This is a genomic window from Azospirillum largimobile, assembly GCF_977007025.2.
The window spans coordinates 104824-122514 of record NZ_CDRMUA020000003.1 but is presented as its reverse complement, the minus strand read 5'-3'; the positions used below and the strand labels follow the sequence as shown (position 1 = coordinate 122514).

Sequence of the window (17691 nt, the reverse complement as noted above, 5' to 3'; positions counted from 1 at the left end):
ACGAAGGTCAGTAGGGTCGGTTGACCGCGTGCATGGTGATGTCGCGCAGCGCCTTCAGGTGCGGCCCTGGCGGCAGGCCGTCCAGGAACTGCACGGCCTGGAGGGCGGTGTCGCGCGCTTGGGCATAGGCAAGGGTGAAAGCGTCCGAGCGGCGGATCTCGTCCACCCAGGCGTTGATCTGCTCGGTGGGCGGCGTTTCCTGGCTGCGCAGGTAGCGCACCATGGGATGCATGTCGCCGAACAGCCGCATGGCGTGGATGATGGGCAGGGTGATGCGACGCTGGTGCAGGTCGATGCCCTTGCGCTTGCCGGCCTCCTCGTCGGAATGGGCGAGGTCGAAGATGTCGTCCATCATCTGGAACGCCCGCCCCATGTACCGCCCGAACGATCCGAGGCGGCGCAGCTCGGACGTGCGCGCCCGCATCAGGGCCGCGCCGGACTCGCAGGCCAGTCCGAACAGCACCGCCGTCTTGCGGTCGATGGTCGTCAGGTAGCGGCTGAGCAGGGAGTCCGGATGCCAGAAGGGCTGCGTGGTCATCTCGTCGATCTCGCCGCGGCAGATGTCGAAGGCGGAATCGAGCACCCATTTGACCAGTTGCATGTCCTCCTGGTCCTCGATGGCGTCGACGAAGCAGCGCACCGCCTGCAGGAACTGCATGTCACCGATCAGGATGGCCATCTCGGTGCCGCGGGCGGCATTGACGCTGTGCTGGCCCCGCCGCAACGAGGCGTGGTCGACGATGTCGTCGTGGATCAGGGTCGCGACATGCAGCATCTCCAGCGAGGCGGAGGCGCGCAGCACCTTCACCGGCAACGGCCCCTCCGCCTGGAACAGCCGCGCCGTGAGCAGCAGCATCAGCGGGCGCAGCTTCTTTCCGCCCTGGTACAGCGCCATCTCGGCATCGGACAGGTAGCCCTCCTGGGGTTCGAGCGCGGCGGACAACTCGCGCTCGAACCCCGCCATGTCGGCGGCCATCAGGTCCTGCAGGATGGTGCCGACCGGGTCGCGGGCCCCCGAGGCGATCCTCACGACCCGCTGCCCAGCACGGCCTTGGCGATCGGCTGCACGAGGGCGCGCTCCAGGGTGTCGGCGATGCGGTCGTGCAGCAGGCTCTTGACGAAGCGCGCCTCGCCAAGCGCCTCGCGGGCGTCCTGCGCCAGGCCGGCGCCCAACGCAGCGTCCCAGCCGCCGTCGTCGATGTCCAGGTCAAAGCCGTCCAGCTCCACCCGCCCGTCCAGCAGGCAGGGCTCGCCGTCCTCCCGCGTGCCGAACTGCAGGTAGACATAGCAGGCCAGCTCGGCCTCCAGCTGCCCGGAAACCAGGTCGACGGGCTTCTGGGCGGCAAGGCGGGCGATGTGCTCGGCGATGTCCGCCTGCATCCGGCGGACGAAGGCCCGCTCGTCCTCGCCCAGGCACATGGTCCAGCTTTTGCCCTCGGAGTCGCGCCCGCCGATCGGATTGCCGTTGAGCAGGGCGTGCACGTCGTCCACCGAATGCGGCTGGGCCGGCGTGCCGGTCTGCACCAGGTTGTAGACGCCCTGCTTGTCCATGGACGGCACGTCGGCGATCTTCTGCGTCTGGGTGTTGCCCAGGATGCTGCTGGAGAACGTCAGCGTCGCCGCGGCCGCCTGATTGTAGGGGTTGGTGGGGTCCGTAGGGTTGTTCGGGTTGGCGAAGCTGGCCATGGCGGCCAGCGTGGTCATCAGGGCCAACTGCTGGTTCTGCGCGTTGCCGTTGTAGGTGGTCGTCCCATAGATCTTGTTGGGGTCGTTCACCACGGGACCGCTGGCCGAGCCGCCTGTCGAGCCGCCGGCGGGGACGGTGGCGGTCAGGGCGGTGTTGGTGTCGTTGGCCATGTCCGAGATCTCCGGCGTGCCCCAGCCGATCTGGAAGGCATAGCCGTTCGGATCCGTGAACACGTCGTTGAAGGCGGCCCGGTGGTTGGAATAGGTGGACAGCAGGGCGGCGCCGTTGCCGCCCGGCACGTTCTGCAGGGCCGCACGCTGCTCGTTGGCGGTGGTGATCCAGGTGGGGTGCGCGTCCTGGTCGGCACCGCCGCGCCGCCGCGTGTTCAGCGGCAGGCCGGTGCCGGCGCCATCCAGCCCGGACTCCCAGATCCGGGTGCCCTGCAGGGTCTGCCGGCCGCGCAGGCGGATGTCCTGGATGCGGACCTCCAGCACGTCACGCCCCAGGGCATCCTGGCTGCGCTGGGCCGACACGGCGCTGTCCGCCAGTTCCAGCCGCAATCCGGCCAGTTCCACCCCCAGCGAGCCGCGGGCGAAGCCGGCATGGGCCGGCATGTCCGCCGCGCGCGCCAGCGGCAGCGCCGGTATGTCGTCAAGGGTGATCCCGTCAGGCAGCGCGGCACGCAGGGGGGCGCCGCCCGGCCGATTCCAGCCGGCGTCGAGGGCACGCATGTCAGCGTTCATGAACGTCTCTCCGATTCGGATTGCTTGATGCGGTCTGGCGCCGCGCGGTCAGCTGATGTTGACGGTTGCCGTGACCAGGACGTGGTCGGCGTCCGCGGTCGATATGTTGAGGCTCGATGGCGCCAGCTGCAGGTTGATCCCATCGAAGCTGATCGGGATGGTCGGCACGGTGAAGGAAGCGTTCTCGTTCAGCTGTTTCTGCGCCGCCGTCTGGACGGCGGACGAAATGAAGGGGTTGAGCACGGCGATGATCGTGGTCGCCGCGTTCTCCAGCACCGAGGCATTGAACTTCTGCCAGCCGCTGCCCGACGGCGCGTAGTTGATCTGAAAGCTGGGCAACGGCTGCAGCTGGAGCTGCACCGTGTTCGAGCCCGACACGGTGGGCGCCACTGTGATGGTCAGCGGGGTCGGGGTGGTCGAGAATGTGGCTTGCGCGAAATCAACCATGGAGGCATTCCCGTCGTCAGAGGAGGTTGGAGGCGGCTTCCAGGGCGCAGGCGCCCGGCACCAGCCACCAGGACACGCCGACGTCGGCCGTGGCGGAGAAGGTCGCCGTCACGTTCACGTTGGGCAGGGTGGAGGCGACGGCGACGCTGGCGTTGGTGATGCCGCCGGACAACGAGTAGCTGCCCGTCCAGTTGCTGTTGCTGACGTTGACCGTGGCCTTGCTCAGCTCCTGCTGGATCGCGCTGTTGTATTGGGCGAGCAGCGCCGTCAGCAGATTGCGGCCGACCAGCACGCCCAGCGGCTGCTGCGGCCACTGGACGCCCGCGATGTCCGGCGTGCCGTTGGCGACCAGGTTGCTGGCCAGGACCAGATATCCGTTCGTCACCGTCATCACGGGCGGGGTGAAGTCCTGCCCCTCCACCGGGATGCTCGACGGGATCTGGTAGCCCTGCAGCAGGGTCTGCACCTTGCTGTAGACGATGCCCGCGGCCAGTTCGAGGAAAAGCTGCTGCACGGCTGTGGGGTTGGTGGGAAGCACGGCTACGTTGCTGAGCTGCACCTGGCCATTGGCGATGCCCACCTGGGCGAACACCGTCATGTTGAAGGTCAGCGGGACGGGCGAGCCCTGTTGCATGTTGATGGTGGTGGAGACCGACGACAGCGTCACCTGGAACATCTGGTCAGTCGGATTGGCCGGCTTCTGCCCCGATGGGGTGAAGGTGTACTGGTCGTTCCATTGGTTCGCCGTCGGCGGTGACAGGACGAACTGCGGCGCGGAGCCGATTTGCCAGTCGATGCTGGTGACGCCCTGCTGGCCGACCGGATCGGTCCCTTGGAACAGGGTTTTCTGGGCGCTGCTGTTCGCATACAGCTGTGACATTCCCGTATTCAGGGTGCCAGCGTCCAACACCAGCGCGATGTCGTAGCTACTCATCGTGAAGCTCCCCTTCCTGGTGCGGCATCTGGTAAGGACTGTGTGTCCAATAGGTTTCCGTCCAGTCGCCGCCGTCCCGGTACCGGAGCGGGAAGTCGTCGAAGGACACTTCGCTTCGCCCGCGCTGGGGGTCCGCGACTGTGATCGCGCGCTCGGCGCGGCGGTAGCCGTCCACGAGCACGTAATGCTGCTGCCCGGAGCGCCAGCGGATGGCGACGGCGACGGGGCGGCTCTCGTCCAGCTCGCGCATCAGGCGCCGGAACGGCGGGCGGCCGCTGCTCCAGCCGGCCAGGCAGTTGACATAGCGGAGCGTGCGCTCCAGGGCTGCCTGCTGGTTGTACTTCTCGTCTTCCAGCAGTGCCCGCGGCGGCTCCCGGTCCGGCCGCACATCGTCGATCGCCAGGATGCGCCAAGCCAGCCGTTCCTGTGTCCAGGAGCGGTCGCCGTAATGGGCGGCGACCGCGCAGGTGACGGCGGACCAGCACCAGTTGCCACGGCTTTGCCGCTCCAGCGCGACTTCGAGCTGCCGTCCATCCCCTGCGGGTGCCGTTCCCGCAACCGGGTGCAGGGGACCGATCCGCTGCGCGGTCCGGACCAGGGGCTCGATCCGCAGCCTCATCCCAGCGACGCGCACTGCGGCAGGCGCTGGCCGATCTGCTGAGCGACGATGCTGTCGATCTGGGAGGAGATCAGGTTGCGGATCGCACCCTTGGCGGCGTCGAGGATCAGGCTCTCCAACGGCGACAGCAGGTAGTTCAGCACGCCCAGGTCGTTGATCCAGATCGACGCGTCGTTGTAATTGAAGGACGCGCTCAGGTTGCTGATCGAATTGAGGCAGAGTTGATTGTTGCTGATGCTGGCATTGAGCTGGGCGGAGCCGGAGATCGAGCAGCCGGTGATCCGGATGTTGCCCGACACGCCGATGTCGATCGGCCATACCTCAACACTGCCGCCCAAATTGGCACTCAAAGGGCTGTTCAGCACGGCTTGGAAATTCACCTGACCGCTGATGTTGGTCCCGGAGGCGGTGATGTTGGTCGCCACCAAGTCTGTGATCTGCAAAGACGATACACCCGTAAGGTCATTGACAGAATAGGAGGCGCTGCCGATCCCGATGCTGGCAGACCCGGAGGCCACGTTGTTGTAAGGATCATACCCGGCCGACCGGATGGCAGGTCCTATCTCCCCATTCAGCTGCTGAGTAAGGCCTTGCAGTATTTGATTGATCAAAGTGGCAAACGGATCGGATTGCATGTTTTGGCCCCAAATTTGTACGCGTAAAAAGGGTATCTATGCCATTTTATTTAGTCAAGCGCGATTGTATAGCGCCAAAAAATGCATTTAAAGCTGTGTATATCGTGAGAAAATCCATTTATGGGATTGATGGTCGTGTGGTCTTTAAGCGCATTGATGAATGGCGCCAGGCTGCGCGGCTGATGGGTCCGGGACGCAAATTCCCGGGTTTATGGGGTACGCAAAGTGTGGCGGCAGTTGCAGCGAAAGGGCATCGACGTGGCACCCTGCACCGGGCGGCCCGGCTGATGAACGGTATGGGCCTGGAGGCGACACGGGGGCAAAGCGGTGTGTACAGCGATCGGCGACCGGTTGGCGCCAACTCCGTCAATGCGCCGTGTTGTGCATCAATTTCCCGCGCCCGAACTGACCTGGGCCGCAATGGCGCCGTGAGGCCCGGACTCATAACCAATAGGCGACGGTTGCCGCGAAGTGGCCGGCAGCCATGGAATTGGTAGCGGAACGGTCATACCGTACTCTTGTGCTGCCGATCACGCCTCTACCAGCCCAGTTGCGGCTGGACCACGGTTTCCCATCGGCTACACTCCGCGGTACCAGCGGCCCTCGGCGTCTTGGGTTGCGGCTGGACCACGGTTTCCCATCGGCTACACTCCGCGGTACCAGCGGCCCTCGGCGTCTTGGGTTGCGGCTGGACCACGGTTTCCCATCGGCTACACTGACCAGCAGCGCCTCGCGCTCGGTGCCGGTGTTGCGGCTGGACCACGGTTTCCCATCGGCTACACTTCGATCGCTATGCCCACATCTTGCGCCCCAGTTGCGGCTGGACCACGGTTTCCCATCGGCTACACTCAGCCCGTCGAAGTGGGCCAGCGTGACGGTGTTGCGGCTGGACCACGGTTTCCCATCGGCTACACTTCGATCGCTATGCCCACATCTTGCGCCCCAGTTGCGGCTGGACCACGGTTTCCCATCGGCTACACTGAGACGCCCTGGCGGCTGGACAACCAGTCGGTTGCGGCTGGACCACGGTTTCCCATCGGCTACACTGACCTGAAGCGCTTCAAGGACAAGCCGGTGGTTGCGGCTGGACCACGGTTTCCCATCGGCTACACTCGCAGATGACGGCGCCGGCAACGTCCAGCCGTTGCGGCTGGACCACGGTTTCCCATCGGCTACACTACGGAGCTGCCGCATGAGCGACCTGATCCAGTTGCGGCTGGACCACGGTTTCCCATCGGCTACACTGATTTCCTCCGGCGGGATGACTTCGACATCGTTGCGGCTGGACCACGGTTTCCCATCGGCTACACTACATGGCGGGGTAAGGCTTTGAAAAAAATGCCTTATCCCGCCACTCCACTGCCTCGATTCCGCCGCTTGGGCGGTCAGAAAAGAACGTATTGCTCCGGATTTTTCCGAGAGGGCTGACGGACTCGGCCATCAAAGCACACGATGGTTTCATACTGCTTGTCCGTGATGAAGACGATGTGCACCTTGCCCGTGGGTGGAACCGCCTTCTCGATTCGGCGGGTCAGCGCTTCCGATTGCTCCTTGCCGACGCAGTGGCGGAGATAAACGGAGAACTGCGACATCTCGAAGCCCTGGTCCAGCAGGAACTTGCGGAAGGTCGTCGCGGCCTTGCGTTCGCGTTTGGTCAGGACCGGCAGGTCGAACAGCACCATCATCCACATGATCCGGTATCCGCTCAACATCGCCGCGGCCCGTCAGGCCGGTTGCGGCACGTTCAACCGCGCGGGTGGGGGTGCAGGCCACTCCAAAGGCATCGGCGCCCAGGCTTTGCTGCCTTCCCCGGCCGGAAGGTCGAGCGCCGCTTCCCCCTTTTCATAGGCCTGCGCCAGCGACGTCGCGGCCCGCATCACCACCGTGGACAGCGGCGTGGTCCCCTCCGCCGTCGGCAGGTCGAGTGACGGGACAAGCGCCAGGAATCGTTTGGTGTCCGGCGTCACCGCTTCGTGCCCCGCATCGGCCAGCCGGGCCACGGCGAGGTCGACGAAGGGGCGGAAAGGCTCCATCAGATCGTCCACCAGGCACAGCGGATTGGCCCTGTTGCGGTGGAACAGGCCAAGCGTGGGGTGCAACCCCGCCCCCATCACCGCCCGCGCCACGGTGGAGCGCAGGATGGCGTAGCCGTAGTTCAATAACCCGTTGACACCGCCGGCCTCCGAATCGCGCCGGAAATCGTCTCCGAACAGCAGCGGCCAGTATCGGCGCGCCGCCTGCGCCTCGATGTTGTCGGGGTCGCCGGAGCGCACCTTGCGAGCCAGCGCCTCGAACGCGCCGGCCGGCGCGCCGCGCGCCTCCAGCACCGCACCCTGCTGGCGGACCTTCGCGCGCACCAGCAGTTGCCACAGGCGCTTGGTCTGCGGCACCGAAACGTTCAGCTGGGCACGCATGCGCTGGGCCTGCACATGGTGCCCGTCCACCGGCCACAGGAAGGCCGCCGGCACATGGTTCGGCCCGCACAGCACCACCATGACGCCGCGTTCCGCCAGGGCCAGCAGCAGGTTGTTGGTGTAGGTCAGCCCATGGGCGTTCGCCACCACCGCCCCGATGTCGTCGAGCGGGACGCGCCCGATCTCCCGCCCTTGCCCTTCCACCACCAGGAAGCCGCGCGACAGCGACAGGTGGCGGCCATCCTCGGCGATCTCGACGATGCGGCCGGTCATCAGGCGGGCTCCGCCTCGCCGGAAACGGGCAACGCCGCCCATTTCGGGAAACCGGGATCGCGCACCGTGCCCAACGGATCGACGGTCACCCGCCGCGCCTTGCGCGTGCGCAGCTTGTCGAAGGCGACGATCAGCCAGCGGAACGGATCGTCCGGATCGGCGTGGCGCTTGTCCAGTTCCCCGGCATCCACATGCTCGACCATGCGCAGGCGGTTGTTGGCGGGCTCCAGCCGGGCCACGCGCATGATGCGCAGGCGCCCGTCATGGTCCAGCCTGACAAGGTCGCCCTTGTGCAGGCGCATGACGAAGCGCTCGCCGTCGGCCGGCACATAGGGTGCGGCACGGCCATCCGGCAAGGCGGTGCGGCGAGCCTCGAACAGGGTGGCGGCGCGCCCGGCCCAGCGGCCATCCGGAAGCGCCACGATGTCGATGTGGTGCACGTCGCCGGCTATCAGCCCCTTGTAGGGTTCACCGTCCGGCCCGGCGAGCCAGATCGGATCGGCCTCCTTGGCCAGCAGGCGGACACGCCGGATGCCGACCCAGGGTTCGGTCGCCGCCAGATCCTCCGCGGCCTTCGCCACCGCCTGCTTGGCGTCCAGCCGGTCAGGGCCGTTCCGGTGGAAGGCGACGCGCTCCTGCATGGCTTTGCGCAGGTCGGGGGCGCGGATGCGCGCGACCTCCTTCTCCGTCAGCCCGTCGAGCGGCTTGCGGTAGACAAGGTTGAAGCCGTCCGCCCGCTCCGCCTCCGTGGTCGGGCCATAGGCCGTGTCCTCGTGCAGGCGGCCGCCGGTGCCGTGCTCCGGCTTGTGCGAGACGGTCACGCCGCGCGCGCGGGCGGCCAGTTCGTCGCGGAAGCCGTCCCAGGGATCGTCGATGTCGTCCATCAGGCGGTCGAGCCCCAGATCCTCCGCGCGCGACGCCGCCTGGGCCAGCTTCTGCACCATGCCCTGGTCGATGCAGCCGATCACCGCCGCGTCCAGCGCGTGGTGCAGGTGGTTGTCGCGGTTCTTGGCGAAGGTCGCGTCGACCGGCACCTCGCCGCCCCCGCGGTTGTGGTCACGCAGGATTGAATCGACGCCCCAGCGCCGGCGCAGCATGGCGGTCAGCCGCCCCGGCGAGACGCGCACGCGGTCGGGATGACAAACATGGCGCAGATATTCCCGCGCCAGTCGGGCCAGATATTGCGTGTCGGTGATCTGCCGGGCGAGGAAGCCGCCTTCCCCGTCCCAGCGGTTCATGGCATCCGGGTAAAAGCGCTTGCGCTTGTTTTCCGGCAGGTCCTCCACGCAGCCGAGAATCCGCGACCAGCGCGCCTCGTCGCCGTGCCAGCGCTCGTAAGGCGTCAGGTTGCGCTTGTCGCGGTTGGCGGCGGCCGGACAGACCACCTTGTTGGCGGCGCTGTCGTCCAGCGTGCGGGAGAAGGGCAGGATGTGGTCGATCTCCACCTTTTCCGACAGCAGCAACTCCAGCCCGATGGTCTCGCCGGTGTAGGGACAGCGGCGGTTGACCCCGGCCCCCTGCTCTTCCCACAGGCGGAGCTTCATTAGGTTGCGGCCATTGACCGGCGCGTTGACGCTGCGCAGCAGGGCTTTGCGCTCCTCGTTCCGGCGCTGGTTTTCCGCCTGCTCCTTTTCCGTCCGGCGACGCTTTTCCTGGGTCTGCTTCACCTCGCGCGCCAGTTCCACCACGATCTCGTGCGGCGGGCCGTAGCGGTCGATCAGCGCGTTGACCACCGTCCGGACCTGATTGAGCCCGATGTGAACCGTCGGGTTGGCGAGCCGGCCGAGCCGCTTCTCCTCCGGGTCGCCGGGGTTGCCGGTGCCGAAGGCGACGTGGCGCTCCAGAGCCTTCGCGTAATAGGGAAGCCGGTCGAGCCGCTCGCCCGGCCGGCGGTCCGAATGGTGGGAGCCGGGGAAGGCGACGGGCACGGCCTCGTCATAGCGGATGGGCCGTCCCTCGCGCGATTCGGACTCCAGCACCGGCAGCAGCGCGGCCAGGGCCTTCCGGCCGACGCGCAGGTGAAAGTCGGGCAACCGCGCGTCGGCGACACGGGCCGCGGCGTCCGGCTCCAGATCCCAACGCGCGACCAGCCAGTCGATCAGCGCCCCGTCGTCGGTCTCCGACAGCAGCCGCTCGACCACCTCGTCCTGCTCGGCCAGGGTCAGCCGCCCCCAGCGCGGGCCGAAGCGCTTCTTGTCGGCGAGCACCGCCGAGGTCTCGTCGGTCGCCAGTTCCGGCCGGCGGGTGGATTCGTGGGAGAACCCGATGTCGGAGCCGAGTTTCAGCGCCTTGCGGATATCCTTGAAGCCGATGGCCTTGCGGGCCGGCTTCGCGCGCGCCGCCCGCAGGATCAGGTCGCGTTCCTCCATGGTCAGGGGCCGCTCGCTGCGGTCCGGCATGATGATCCGCAGGTTGGCGAGTTCGGTGTAGAGACGGAACCGCTGCGCCGAGGGCAGCGCGCGCGGGGCACGCTCGTCCTCGGGGATCAGGGAACATTTGCCGACCTGCGGCGGCTTCAGCGGGCGCTGGTGGAAGATGCGCTGGCGCAGGGTCGTCCGCGCCTCCTCCGTCAACAGGTCCGGGTGATGGCGCGCCTGCGCCGCCCACAGCGCATCGAACTCCGCCTCCAGCATCGGCCGCGCCGGGTAGAAGGGGTATTCGGCCTTGGCGCCCCGGCCGACCAGCCGGGCGCGCACGCTGCGCCCGTTCGCGCGCAGCCACGCGAAGAAGGCGCCCAGCGTCGGCGTGCCGGCCTCCGCCATCTGCATGTCCAGCCGGTCGATGCCGGAGCGGATCTTGCCGGCCTCCTCCTCGTCGCCGGTGCCGCGCATCGCCTTGAAGCCGCGGCGCTGGTTGATGTGGAACAGCGCGCGGCCGATCTCCTGCGGCTCCAGCCGTTCGGTCAGCCCACGGGTGCGAAGCTCGTAAGGGTCGAGCCGCTCCAGCGCCTTGCGCGCCGCCCGGTCGCCCGGCATCAGGCCGAAGCGGATCAGCCCCGCCATCAGCCGCGCGCGGCGCACCAGCGTCCGGTCGCGCCGCCGACGCATCTGCCGCGCGATGCGCCGCGCCACCGCCAGCGAAGTCTTGTCCTGGGGATTGCGTCCATCGGTGAAGATGCGCACGCCCATGCGCCGGATGCTCTTCGGCTTTTCGTCATGATCAAGGTCCAGCACGCACCAGCCAAGGGAAGCGGTGCCGAGATCAAGGGAAAGGCGGTAAGGCTGCATGGTTGACTTCCTCCAGTTTTTTCGGCGGATGCTGGCTGACGACTTACAGTGTCTATCAAAACCCGGTTCTGATGGGCTGAAGCCGTTGATTTCTCTCAACCTCAGACCGGTTCTGATCCACACTCTTAGCGTCAGCCAGCTTCGGGTCCGCCACCGACCCTCGCCGTCACCCGAGGTCGGGCAGGCTACTCGTGACGGGAGTAGCTCTGCATCGGAATCTACCTTTTTTACTCCGGCAGAACAAGTGCGTTCTTACAGGACCCTGGTGGTATAGCAGGCAACCGACAGAAACTTGCCTCTTGTTTGTGCTACCAGTAACGTCTAAATCATTGCGTACACGGCCCTTTCCCTGAAAGAGTTGTGGTTGGATCATCCTTGCCAGCGGTAAGCGCTAGCGAAGGTTTGAGAATCTTGTTGCAAGACGATTAGGATACGCTAACTTACTGCTGGTTGGAAACGTTGCCTGTTTTAGCCGATGGGAAACCGTGGTCCAGCCGTTAACAAGTCCGCCTCGGCGGACACAAGATGCGGGGCGGGCTACGGCTCGCCCCTTCTTGTTTGTGCAAGTTCTGATCCCCAGTCATCCGGCCTTTTTCCGGTGCGGCGTTATACGCGAAGGCTCCGCAACGCGTTGCGGCTCCGTCACGGGCGTTTCCGCAGAGTCGGATTGCGCCGGCTTTCCGCCCGGAAGCGGAAGCAGAAGATGACCTTGATCTCTGTCGATCGGCTTCGCCGCCTTCTTCCGGCGTTTCACCGCATCGGCCGCCGGTCTCGCATGGTTCAGAGCCAGGAGGCGGCGCAGAACCTCCTCGTCGGAAATATCGGCCGGCCAGCCGTAAGCGGCGGCCACGGCGGCGTCGAGAGCCGCATGGGCGTTCGCCAGAAAGGCCGGGCGCTGGTTGTAGAGATTGGTCAGGGTGCGGGTCTTCAGGATCGCAGCGGCGGCCTCGTCGCGCGGCAGCAGGCGGTCGGGAAAGCCCGCCACCACCTCCGGCTCTGGTTCTACAAGGTCCGCTGGGTTCAGCCAGTTTTCCCGCAGTTCGTTCAACCGCTGTGCCGCCTCGGCGATGGCCTGCGCGCGGGGGTCGCCGGCGTAGGATGAGGCGGGGAGGTCAGGCGTCAGGCCCTCCGGGAAGGGAAAGGTTTCAAACGTGGTGGATGGTGTGTAGCGGGGATCATTGCCAGCGCCGAGCCATGTGCACAACCGCAATGCCCAGAGTTCGTGGAAGCGGCTGTGCAGGATTCCAAAGGTCGTGTCATCGTCGCGGGTGATCACGTCCAGCAGATTGGCCGGCAATATGCTGGTGGGCTGCCATACGAAAACCCTATGCTTGGCGACGACCGGCGTCACCATGCAGCGTGCAAGCCTGGAAAGGTTGGTCCGTAGTTCGGGACGGGCGCGCTCGTGCTGCCACCATACGCGTCGGGTTCTTTCGTTGCGGTCTTTGCTCCGTTCTGGACGGACTTCGCGCAGCACATGCTCGAAAGGTGCCTCATAGAAGGCCGCTTCCTGTTCATCCATTCCTGTGAAGTCGATCACCCATGTGTCCGAAGATCGGCGGACGACATCCAGGGCGTTCAGCCAGGGGCGCAGAACATCGGCGTTCGGTCGTCCATTCGGGTTGGTCGGGCTGGACAACCACGCGCGGGCCGTTGAACCGGGAACGTCAAACGATCCGTATTTCTTGATGCCTTCGAAACACACCCCGACATTCTCCGCCAGCGGCTTCGCCGTCGTCAAATCCACGCCGCCCGCGGTCAGGTCGGCGAAGATCTCCGGCACCTCGCGGCCGTCCAGCCGGGGTGTTTCGTCCAGGCCCTTGGGGCCGAAGCACACCAGCGACACGCGGACGGCGACGCCGTCCACCGTCCAGGGCTCGTCGGACCATGCTTCCAGGATGGTGCCGTCGGCGCGGATGCGGTCGAGGACGCTGCGGTTGGCGCCGCCGCGGATGGAGTTGGTGGCGACCAGCCCGACGCGCTCGACCTTACCCTCTTCCAGCAGGGCGCGCGCCTTCTCGAACCAGTAGCAGACGAGGTCGGCCGCGCCCGGCACACGCCCTTCGAACAGGCGGCGCAGGCGCGTGACATACTCCTCCCCCAATTCGCCCAGCATCGTCTTGTCGCCGAGGAAGGGCGGGTTGCCGACGATGACCATCCGGTACGGCTCCCCGTCATCCTCATCGCCGCCGTCGTTCCCGGCCGCGGCGAAGGCCAGCGGATCGGGCCAGCGGGTCTCGCCGCCGATCAGGTCGACCAGCGCGTCCTTCTGCTCGATGGTCTTCAGCGATTGCAGGATGGGGTTGCGCGGCACGTCGTAGCCATGGCGGCGCATCCACTGGATCGCGCCGATCCAGACGGAGATGCGGGCCAGCTCGACGCCCAGCGGGTTCACGTCGATGCCCAGCACCGCTTCCGGCCCAATGGTCTTCGGGCGCTTGTTGCCCTTCAGATCGAGTTCGAGCTGGCGGGGGAAGCCGAAGGTCTCCCCGTCGATCACCACCTCGTGCTCCAGATCCTTCAACTCGCGCAGGGCCAGATACAGGAAATTGCCGGAGCCGCAGGCCGGATCCAGCACGCGGAACCGGCGCAGCCGCTTAAGGAAGCGATCATAGAGTGCCCGCGCGTCGCGGCACGCCCGGTCGCGCCGCCGGGGCGCCGCACCCCTGGCCTCGGCGAGCAGTGCCGTGATCCGCTCCCGTGCCGCCGCCCATTCGCGGCGCAACGGCCGGGTGATGATCGGCTCCACCAGCTTCATGATGGTCGGTTCGGGCGTGTAGTAGACCCCCACCGCCCCTTTGGAGCGGCCGTCGCGGTCGCGCCGCACCACCTCGCGCGCCAGCGCCCGGCGGCGCTCCGGGCTCAGGCCGCGCTCGAACAGCGTGCCCATGATCGTCGGGTCGATCTCCGACCAGTCCAGCCGCGCCGCCTCGCGCACGATGGCGAGGTCGTCCCCGTCCAGCGGCAGGGCACCGGCGTCTTCGAACAGGCCGCCATTGAACCATTCGACCTTCTCGAACCCCAGGCGCCCGCCGTTCTTCATGGACCGGAACAGCTGCTCCGCCAGGGCTGCGAAGTCGGCCGGGTCGTGCGCGGCCTCGTCAAGCAACCGGGTGAACAGGCCCTTCCCGAGCAGGCCGATATCCTCGGCGAACATGCAGAAGACCAGCCGCATCAGGAAATGGGCGACGGTCCAGCGGTCGTGCCCGCGTGCCACCATCCGGGCGGCCAGCGTCGCGAAACGGGCGGCCACGTCCTCCGTCAGCATGGCCCGCGTCTGGCCGGGGCGCAGCCGCTCCGGATCGGAGAAGGCCCATTTCAGGATGTCCCGCCGGTCGGGATCGAGCAAATCCCGCAAGCCGATCTCGTGCGTCACCGTGACCGCGTTGGTCCAGTTCGTGTAGACCCGGATCCGCGCCATGTCGCTGACGATCAGCAGCGGCGGGTTGGCCAGGGCCGGCGCATAGCGCTGCAGCTGGGCATAGGCCTCGTCCAGATTGCGGCCGGGTCCCTTGTACTCCCACGCGAAGCAGCCACGCTTCCAGACGTCGGCCCGTCCCGGACGCCGGTCCGTCTTCGCGACCGCTTTCTCGAAGCAGTAATCGGTCGCCGACGGGTCGGCTTCGGCAGGAGGCATCTCTGCCAGGACATGACAGAGATCGATGAAATGCTCGTGCGAACCCTGGCTCTCGCCCAGTGAGGACCGTCCCCATTTTCGGACGAAATCCTCCACCATCATGCGAGGCCGCATGGCGTTTTCAAGCATCTTGGCACGTTCTTTGGTATGTTTATCTACATCAGATACGCGCCATAAATATTAATGTAAGATTAAGCTCCGAAAACATCCAAACATATGCATTCTTTCTGGAAAACATGCTTTTGAATGCTTTTGGCATCATTGTTCTTATCGACAAGATCATTCTTAGAATTCAAACGATGTCTCTTCCGATCCTTTGATCGTATATATTGGGTCCATGATAAGGATGCCGCCCCCAGCCTTGGGCCGATCATCCCTTCCCTGCCATGGAATTCGACGAAGGGCAGGTTTCGGGGAACCGGCAGGAGGCAATGACGCGAGCAACGGGGAAGCGCCCCGAGCCGTCAATGCTGCGGCGTTTTGCCGCATAGAATCCGCTTCCCACTTATCTTGCTTTCCAGGCCGCCGGCCCGGGCCATTCACCGTCGCCGCCGGGCGGGGATCCCGAGTTGCGCGGCCATGAGGACGAGATCGGGCAATGACCGGGCGCCCATCTTCTCCATCACGTGGCGCTTGTGCACCTTTGCCGTTATCTCCGAGAGACCGAGTTCCCCGGCGATCGGCTTGCTCATCAGACCACCGATGGCGCAAGCCAATACCTCGCGCTCGCGGTCGGTGAGGGTGGCCTACATGGCCTACCCCAAGGACCTGCGTACCAAGCTACACAGCGCAAACCCGCTGCAGCGCCTGAATGGCGAGATCAAGCGGCGCACCAACGTCGTTGGTATCTTTCCTGGAGAAGGCGCGATTGTACGGCTGGTTGGCGCCCCGCTGCTGGAACAGCACGACGAGTAGGCGGTGTGCCGGCGCTACATGACCATGGAAAGCCTGACCGAGCTGTGCCAACCCTCCAGTCACTGACCCGCTGCCCATTGCAGCCGATTAGACCGGCAGATTCAGCTCGCCGAAGAGCACACAGGCCCTCTCAGACACCACCCATGGGGCACGATCAAGCCACCCCGAGGCATTCTTGCGCCCACGCATGGGCTTTGGTGCGTCAAAACGCTCCGCTTTGACAGAACATATCAGCCTTGCATTACCAAAACTGCATGATACAGGTACGGCACATACCTGAGATTGAATACATGCAAGTGTGTTCTAACCCAAGGTAGATATATATTAGCAAAAACGCCCGGACGAGACCGCAAGGCTCCGATCCGGCAAAGGGAGAACGCAGTGAAACCCTCTGCTCTGGACCGAACTCCGTCTGGATCGCGCCGCCTGCATGACGTGCTTCGCCGGTGGGAGGCAGCGGCATCCTCGCTGCCCGAGAAGCGAAGCGAGATGAAAAAGGGCATTCGGCGGCGGTAATCAGAGAAACGCTGAGCCGAATACACCGGACAATACAAATATATGTGGGTTGTTGGAGTGCCTGAATGCTTCGCACCACCGACGCATATGGAACGGCTTATGCAGAATCGCTGCACGGCCGCTTCTTCGAACGCTGCAACGAGCGCGGCATGCAGAACCGCATTGCCCTACGCTCGACGGATCGCCAGTGGAGCTATGGAAAACTGCTGGCGCGCATCGAGGAGATCAGCGGCGCCCTGGACGAGGCCGGCGTGCGGAAGGGCGATATCGTTGCTCTTGCCGCCTGTCGGACATTCGACGCGATCGCAGCCGTCTACGCGGTGATGGCGCTCGGTGCCGTCTATCTCCCCATCGACAAACAATTCCCGCAGGACCGCGTGGCCTACATGGTCGGGATTTCCAGTGGCCGCTGGTTGGTCACCGATGAGCCCGATCGGTATGCGGGCCAAGCGCCAAGCTGCCGCATCCTGCCCTTGAACGATCTGGCAGGGCCGCGCAGGCCATGCGATCCGACAGCCGTGGCGGCCGATGACCTCGCCTATGTGATGTTCACGTCCGGCACGACAGGCCGGCCCAAGGGCGTGATGGCAACCCACGGCAGCGGGGCCCGGCTTCTCGATTGGGCCCTGGACCGTTTTTCGCAGGAAGATCTCCACTGCGCGCTGGGCGCGACCTCCTTTTCGTTCGACGTGTCCATCTTCGAGATCTTCGCGCCGCTGGCGTGCGGAGGCAGCCTGTTCCTTGTCAACTCGATCCTGAGTCTGGCGGATCTGCCGCAATCCTCCGCAATCACCCTGATCAATGCGGTGCCATCGGCCCTCACGGCGCTCCTGGCTTTTCCGCTGCCGCTGCGGGCGGTGCGCGCCTGCCTGCTCGCCGGCGAACCTGTCCACGCTCCCCTGGTGCGGCAGCTTCACCGCGCCGGAATTGCGCGGGTCTACAATCTCTATGGACCGACGGAGGACACCGTCTTTTCGACGGAACATCTGATCGACCATGACGTCGGCGACGAGATCCCAATCGGCACGCCGATTCCGGGACACGAATTCCTCATCGTCGACGCTAACCTTTCGCCTGTTCCCCCCGGTGAAGCCGGCGAGCTGTGCCTGTCAGGGGCAGGGCTGGCCAAAGGCTACATCAATCGCCCAGATCTCACCGCCGAACGCTTCCTGCCCTGCCCGGGCGAGCCGCGCCGGGGTGCCATCATGTATCGCACCGGAGACCGCGTCCGCCTGGGGCGGGATGGGTTGCTCCACTTCATCGGACGCCTGGACTCGCAGATCAAGCTTCGCGGACATCGAATCGAGCTTGAGGAGATCACGCAGGTCATCGTGTCGGTGCCGGGGGTGGCTCAGGCCAGCACGCAGCTCCGCGATCTCGTCCGGGGCAGCGATCAAGGGCGGGAAACCATCGTCGCCTATGTCGTCACGCAGCCCGACTGCTGCGATCAGGCCGGCGTGCGCGATGCGATCCAGGACGCCGTCGCGCGCCGGCTGCCGATCTACATGCGTCCCCGGCATTTCGTCTTTCTGGATGCCTTCCCGCTGTCGACCAGCGGAAAGCTCGAAAGCCGACACCTGCCCGCCCCGATACTCGATGCGGCCTGAAGCCGGCGCCGTCGGCAGCCACGCCTCATCGCGCATC

At 65.7% G+C, this 17691-nt stretch carries 11 protein-coding genes, 3 pseudogenes and 1 CRISPR repeat array; of the genes and pseudogenes, 3 read left to right on the top strand and 11 right to left on the bottom strand.

What is annotated here, in order from left to right; translation table 11 throughout:
- Positions 1-7: 7 nt before the first annotated feature.
- From ACWPKK_RS18220 to ACWPKK_RS18195, 6 genes are read right to left on the bottom strand one after another with little or no spacing between them, the layout of a single operon-like run.
- Positions 8-1030 carry a polyprenyl synthetase family protein gene (locus tag ACWPKK_RS18220; RefSeq protein WP_324871233.1) on the bottom strand — a complete coding sequence of 341 codons (1023 nt, stop codon included), beginning with the start codon at positions 1028-1030 and terminating at the stop codon, positions 8-10.
- Positions 1027-2430 carry a hypothetical protein gene (locus ACWPKK_RS18215; RefSeq protein ID WP_452006953.1) on the bottom strand — a complete coding sequence of 468 codons (1404 nt, stop codon included), beginning with the start codon at positions 2428-2430 and terminating at the stop codon, positions 1027-1029. Before ACWPKK_RS18215 ends, ACWPKK_RS18220 begins: the two co-directional genes overlap by 4 nt.
- Positions 2431-2478: 48 nt before the next feature.
- Positions 2479-2877 carry a hypothetical protein gene (locus tag ACWPKK_RS18210; RefSeq protein WP_324871231.1) on the bottom strand — a complete coding sequence of 133 codons (399 nt, stop codon included), beginning with the start codon at positions 2875-2877 and terminating at the stop codon, positions 2479-2481.
- A 16-nt stretch (positions 2878-2893) separates the two neighbouring features.
- Positions 2894-3811, bottom strand: coding sequence for a hypothetical protein (locus tag ACWPKK_RS18205; protein ID WP_452006951.1), 918 nt, complete (start codon positions 3809-3811; stop codon positions 2894-2896).
- A complete protein-coding gene (locus tag ACWPKK_RS18200) occupies positions 3804-4430 on the bottom strand; it encodes a papain-like cysteine protease family protein (protein ID WP_452006949.1) in 627 nt (208 codons plus the stop codon). The genes ACWPKK_RS18205 and ACWPKK_RS18200 overlap by 8 nt, the downstream gene beginning before the upstream one ends.
- Complete coding sequence (locus tag ACWPKK_RS18195; RefSeq protein ID WP_324871228.1) at positions 4427-5065, bottom strand: hypothetical protein; 639 nt, start codon at positions 5063-5065, stop codon at positions 4427-4429. The genes ACWPKK_RS18200 and ACWPKK_RS18195 overlap by 4 nt, the downstream gene beginning before the upstream one ends.
- Before the next feature lie 186 nt (positions 5066-5251).
- Between ACWPKK_RS18195 and ACWPKK_RS18190 the strand changes: the two are divergent.
- Positions 5252-5382: pseudogene (locus tag ACWPKK_RS18190) on the top strand (IS3 family transposase); the annotation flags it as partial.
- Between the two features lie 232 nt (positions 5383-5614).
- Positions 5615-6376: a CRISPR direct-repeat array (repeat unit 36 nt; unit sequence GTTGCGGCTGGACCACGGTTTCCCATCGGCTACACT).
- Between the two features lie 74 nt (positions 6377-6450).
- On the opposite strand, the gene cas2 reads toward ACWPKK_RS18190, so the two are convergent.
- The 5 genes and pseudogenes from cas2 to ACWPKK_RS18165 all read right to left on the bottom strand — a co-directional run.
- Positions 6451-6756 carry a CRISPR-associated endonuclease Cas2 gene (gene cas2 / locus ACWPKK_RS18185; protein WP_452006946.1) on the bottom strand — a complete coding sequence of 102 codons (306 nt, stop codon included), beginning with the start codon at positions 6754-6756 and terminating at the stop codon, positions 6451-6453.
- Positions 6757-6789: 33 nt separating this feature from the next.
- Positions 6790-7752, bottom strand: coding sequence for a type II CRISPR-associated endonuclease Cas1 (gene cas1, locus ACWPKK_RS18180; protein WP_452006944.1), 963 nt, complete (start codon positions 7750-7752; stop codon positions 6790-6792).
- Complete coding sequence (cas9, locus tag ACWPKK_RS18175; RefSeq protein ID WP_452006942.1) at positions 7752-10979, bottom strand: type II CRISPR RNA-guided endonuclease Cas9; 3228 nt, start codon at positions 10977-10979, stop codon at positions 7752-7754. Before cas9 ends, cas1 begins: the two co-directional genes overlap by 1 nt.
- A 580-nt stretch (positions 10980-11559) precedes the next feature.
- Entirely contained in the window at positions 11560-14730 is a 3171-nt protein-coding gene (locus ACWPKK_RS18170; protein WP_452006940.1) for a class I SAM-dependent DNA methyltransferase, read from the bottom strand.
- A 425-nt stretch (positions 14731-15155) separates the two neighbouring features.
- Positions 15156-15359 (bottom strand): annotated as a pseudogene (locus tag ACWPKK_RS18165) (LuxR C-terminal-related transcriptional regulator); the annotation flags it as partial.
- On the opposite strand from ACWPKK_RS18165, the pseudogene ACWPKK_RS18160 reads away from it, so the two are divergent.
- Both ACWPKK_RS18160 and ACWPKK_RS18155 read left to right on the top strand, forming a co-directional pair.
- Positions 15358-15622 (top strand): annotated as a pseudogene (locus ACWPKK_RS18160) (transposase); the annotation flags it as partial. The pseudogenes ACWPKK_RS18165 and ACWPKK_RS18160 sit on opposite strands and share 2 nt — an antisense overlap.
- A gap of 490 nt (positions 15623-16112) precedes the next feature.
- Positions 16113-17654 carry an amino acid adenylation domain-containing protein gene (locus tag ACWPKK_RS18155; protein ID WP_452006938.1) on the top strand — a complete coding sequence of 514 codons (1542 nt, stop codon included), beginning with the start codon at positions 16113-16115 and terminating at the stop codon, positions 17652-17654.
- Positions 17655-17691 lie beyond the last annotated feature (37 nt).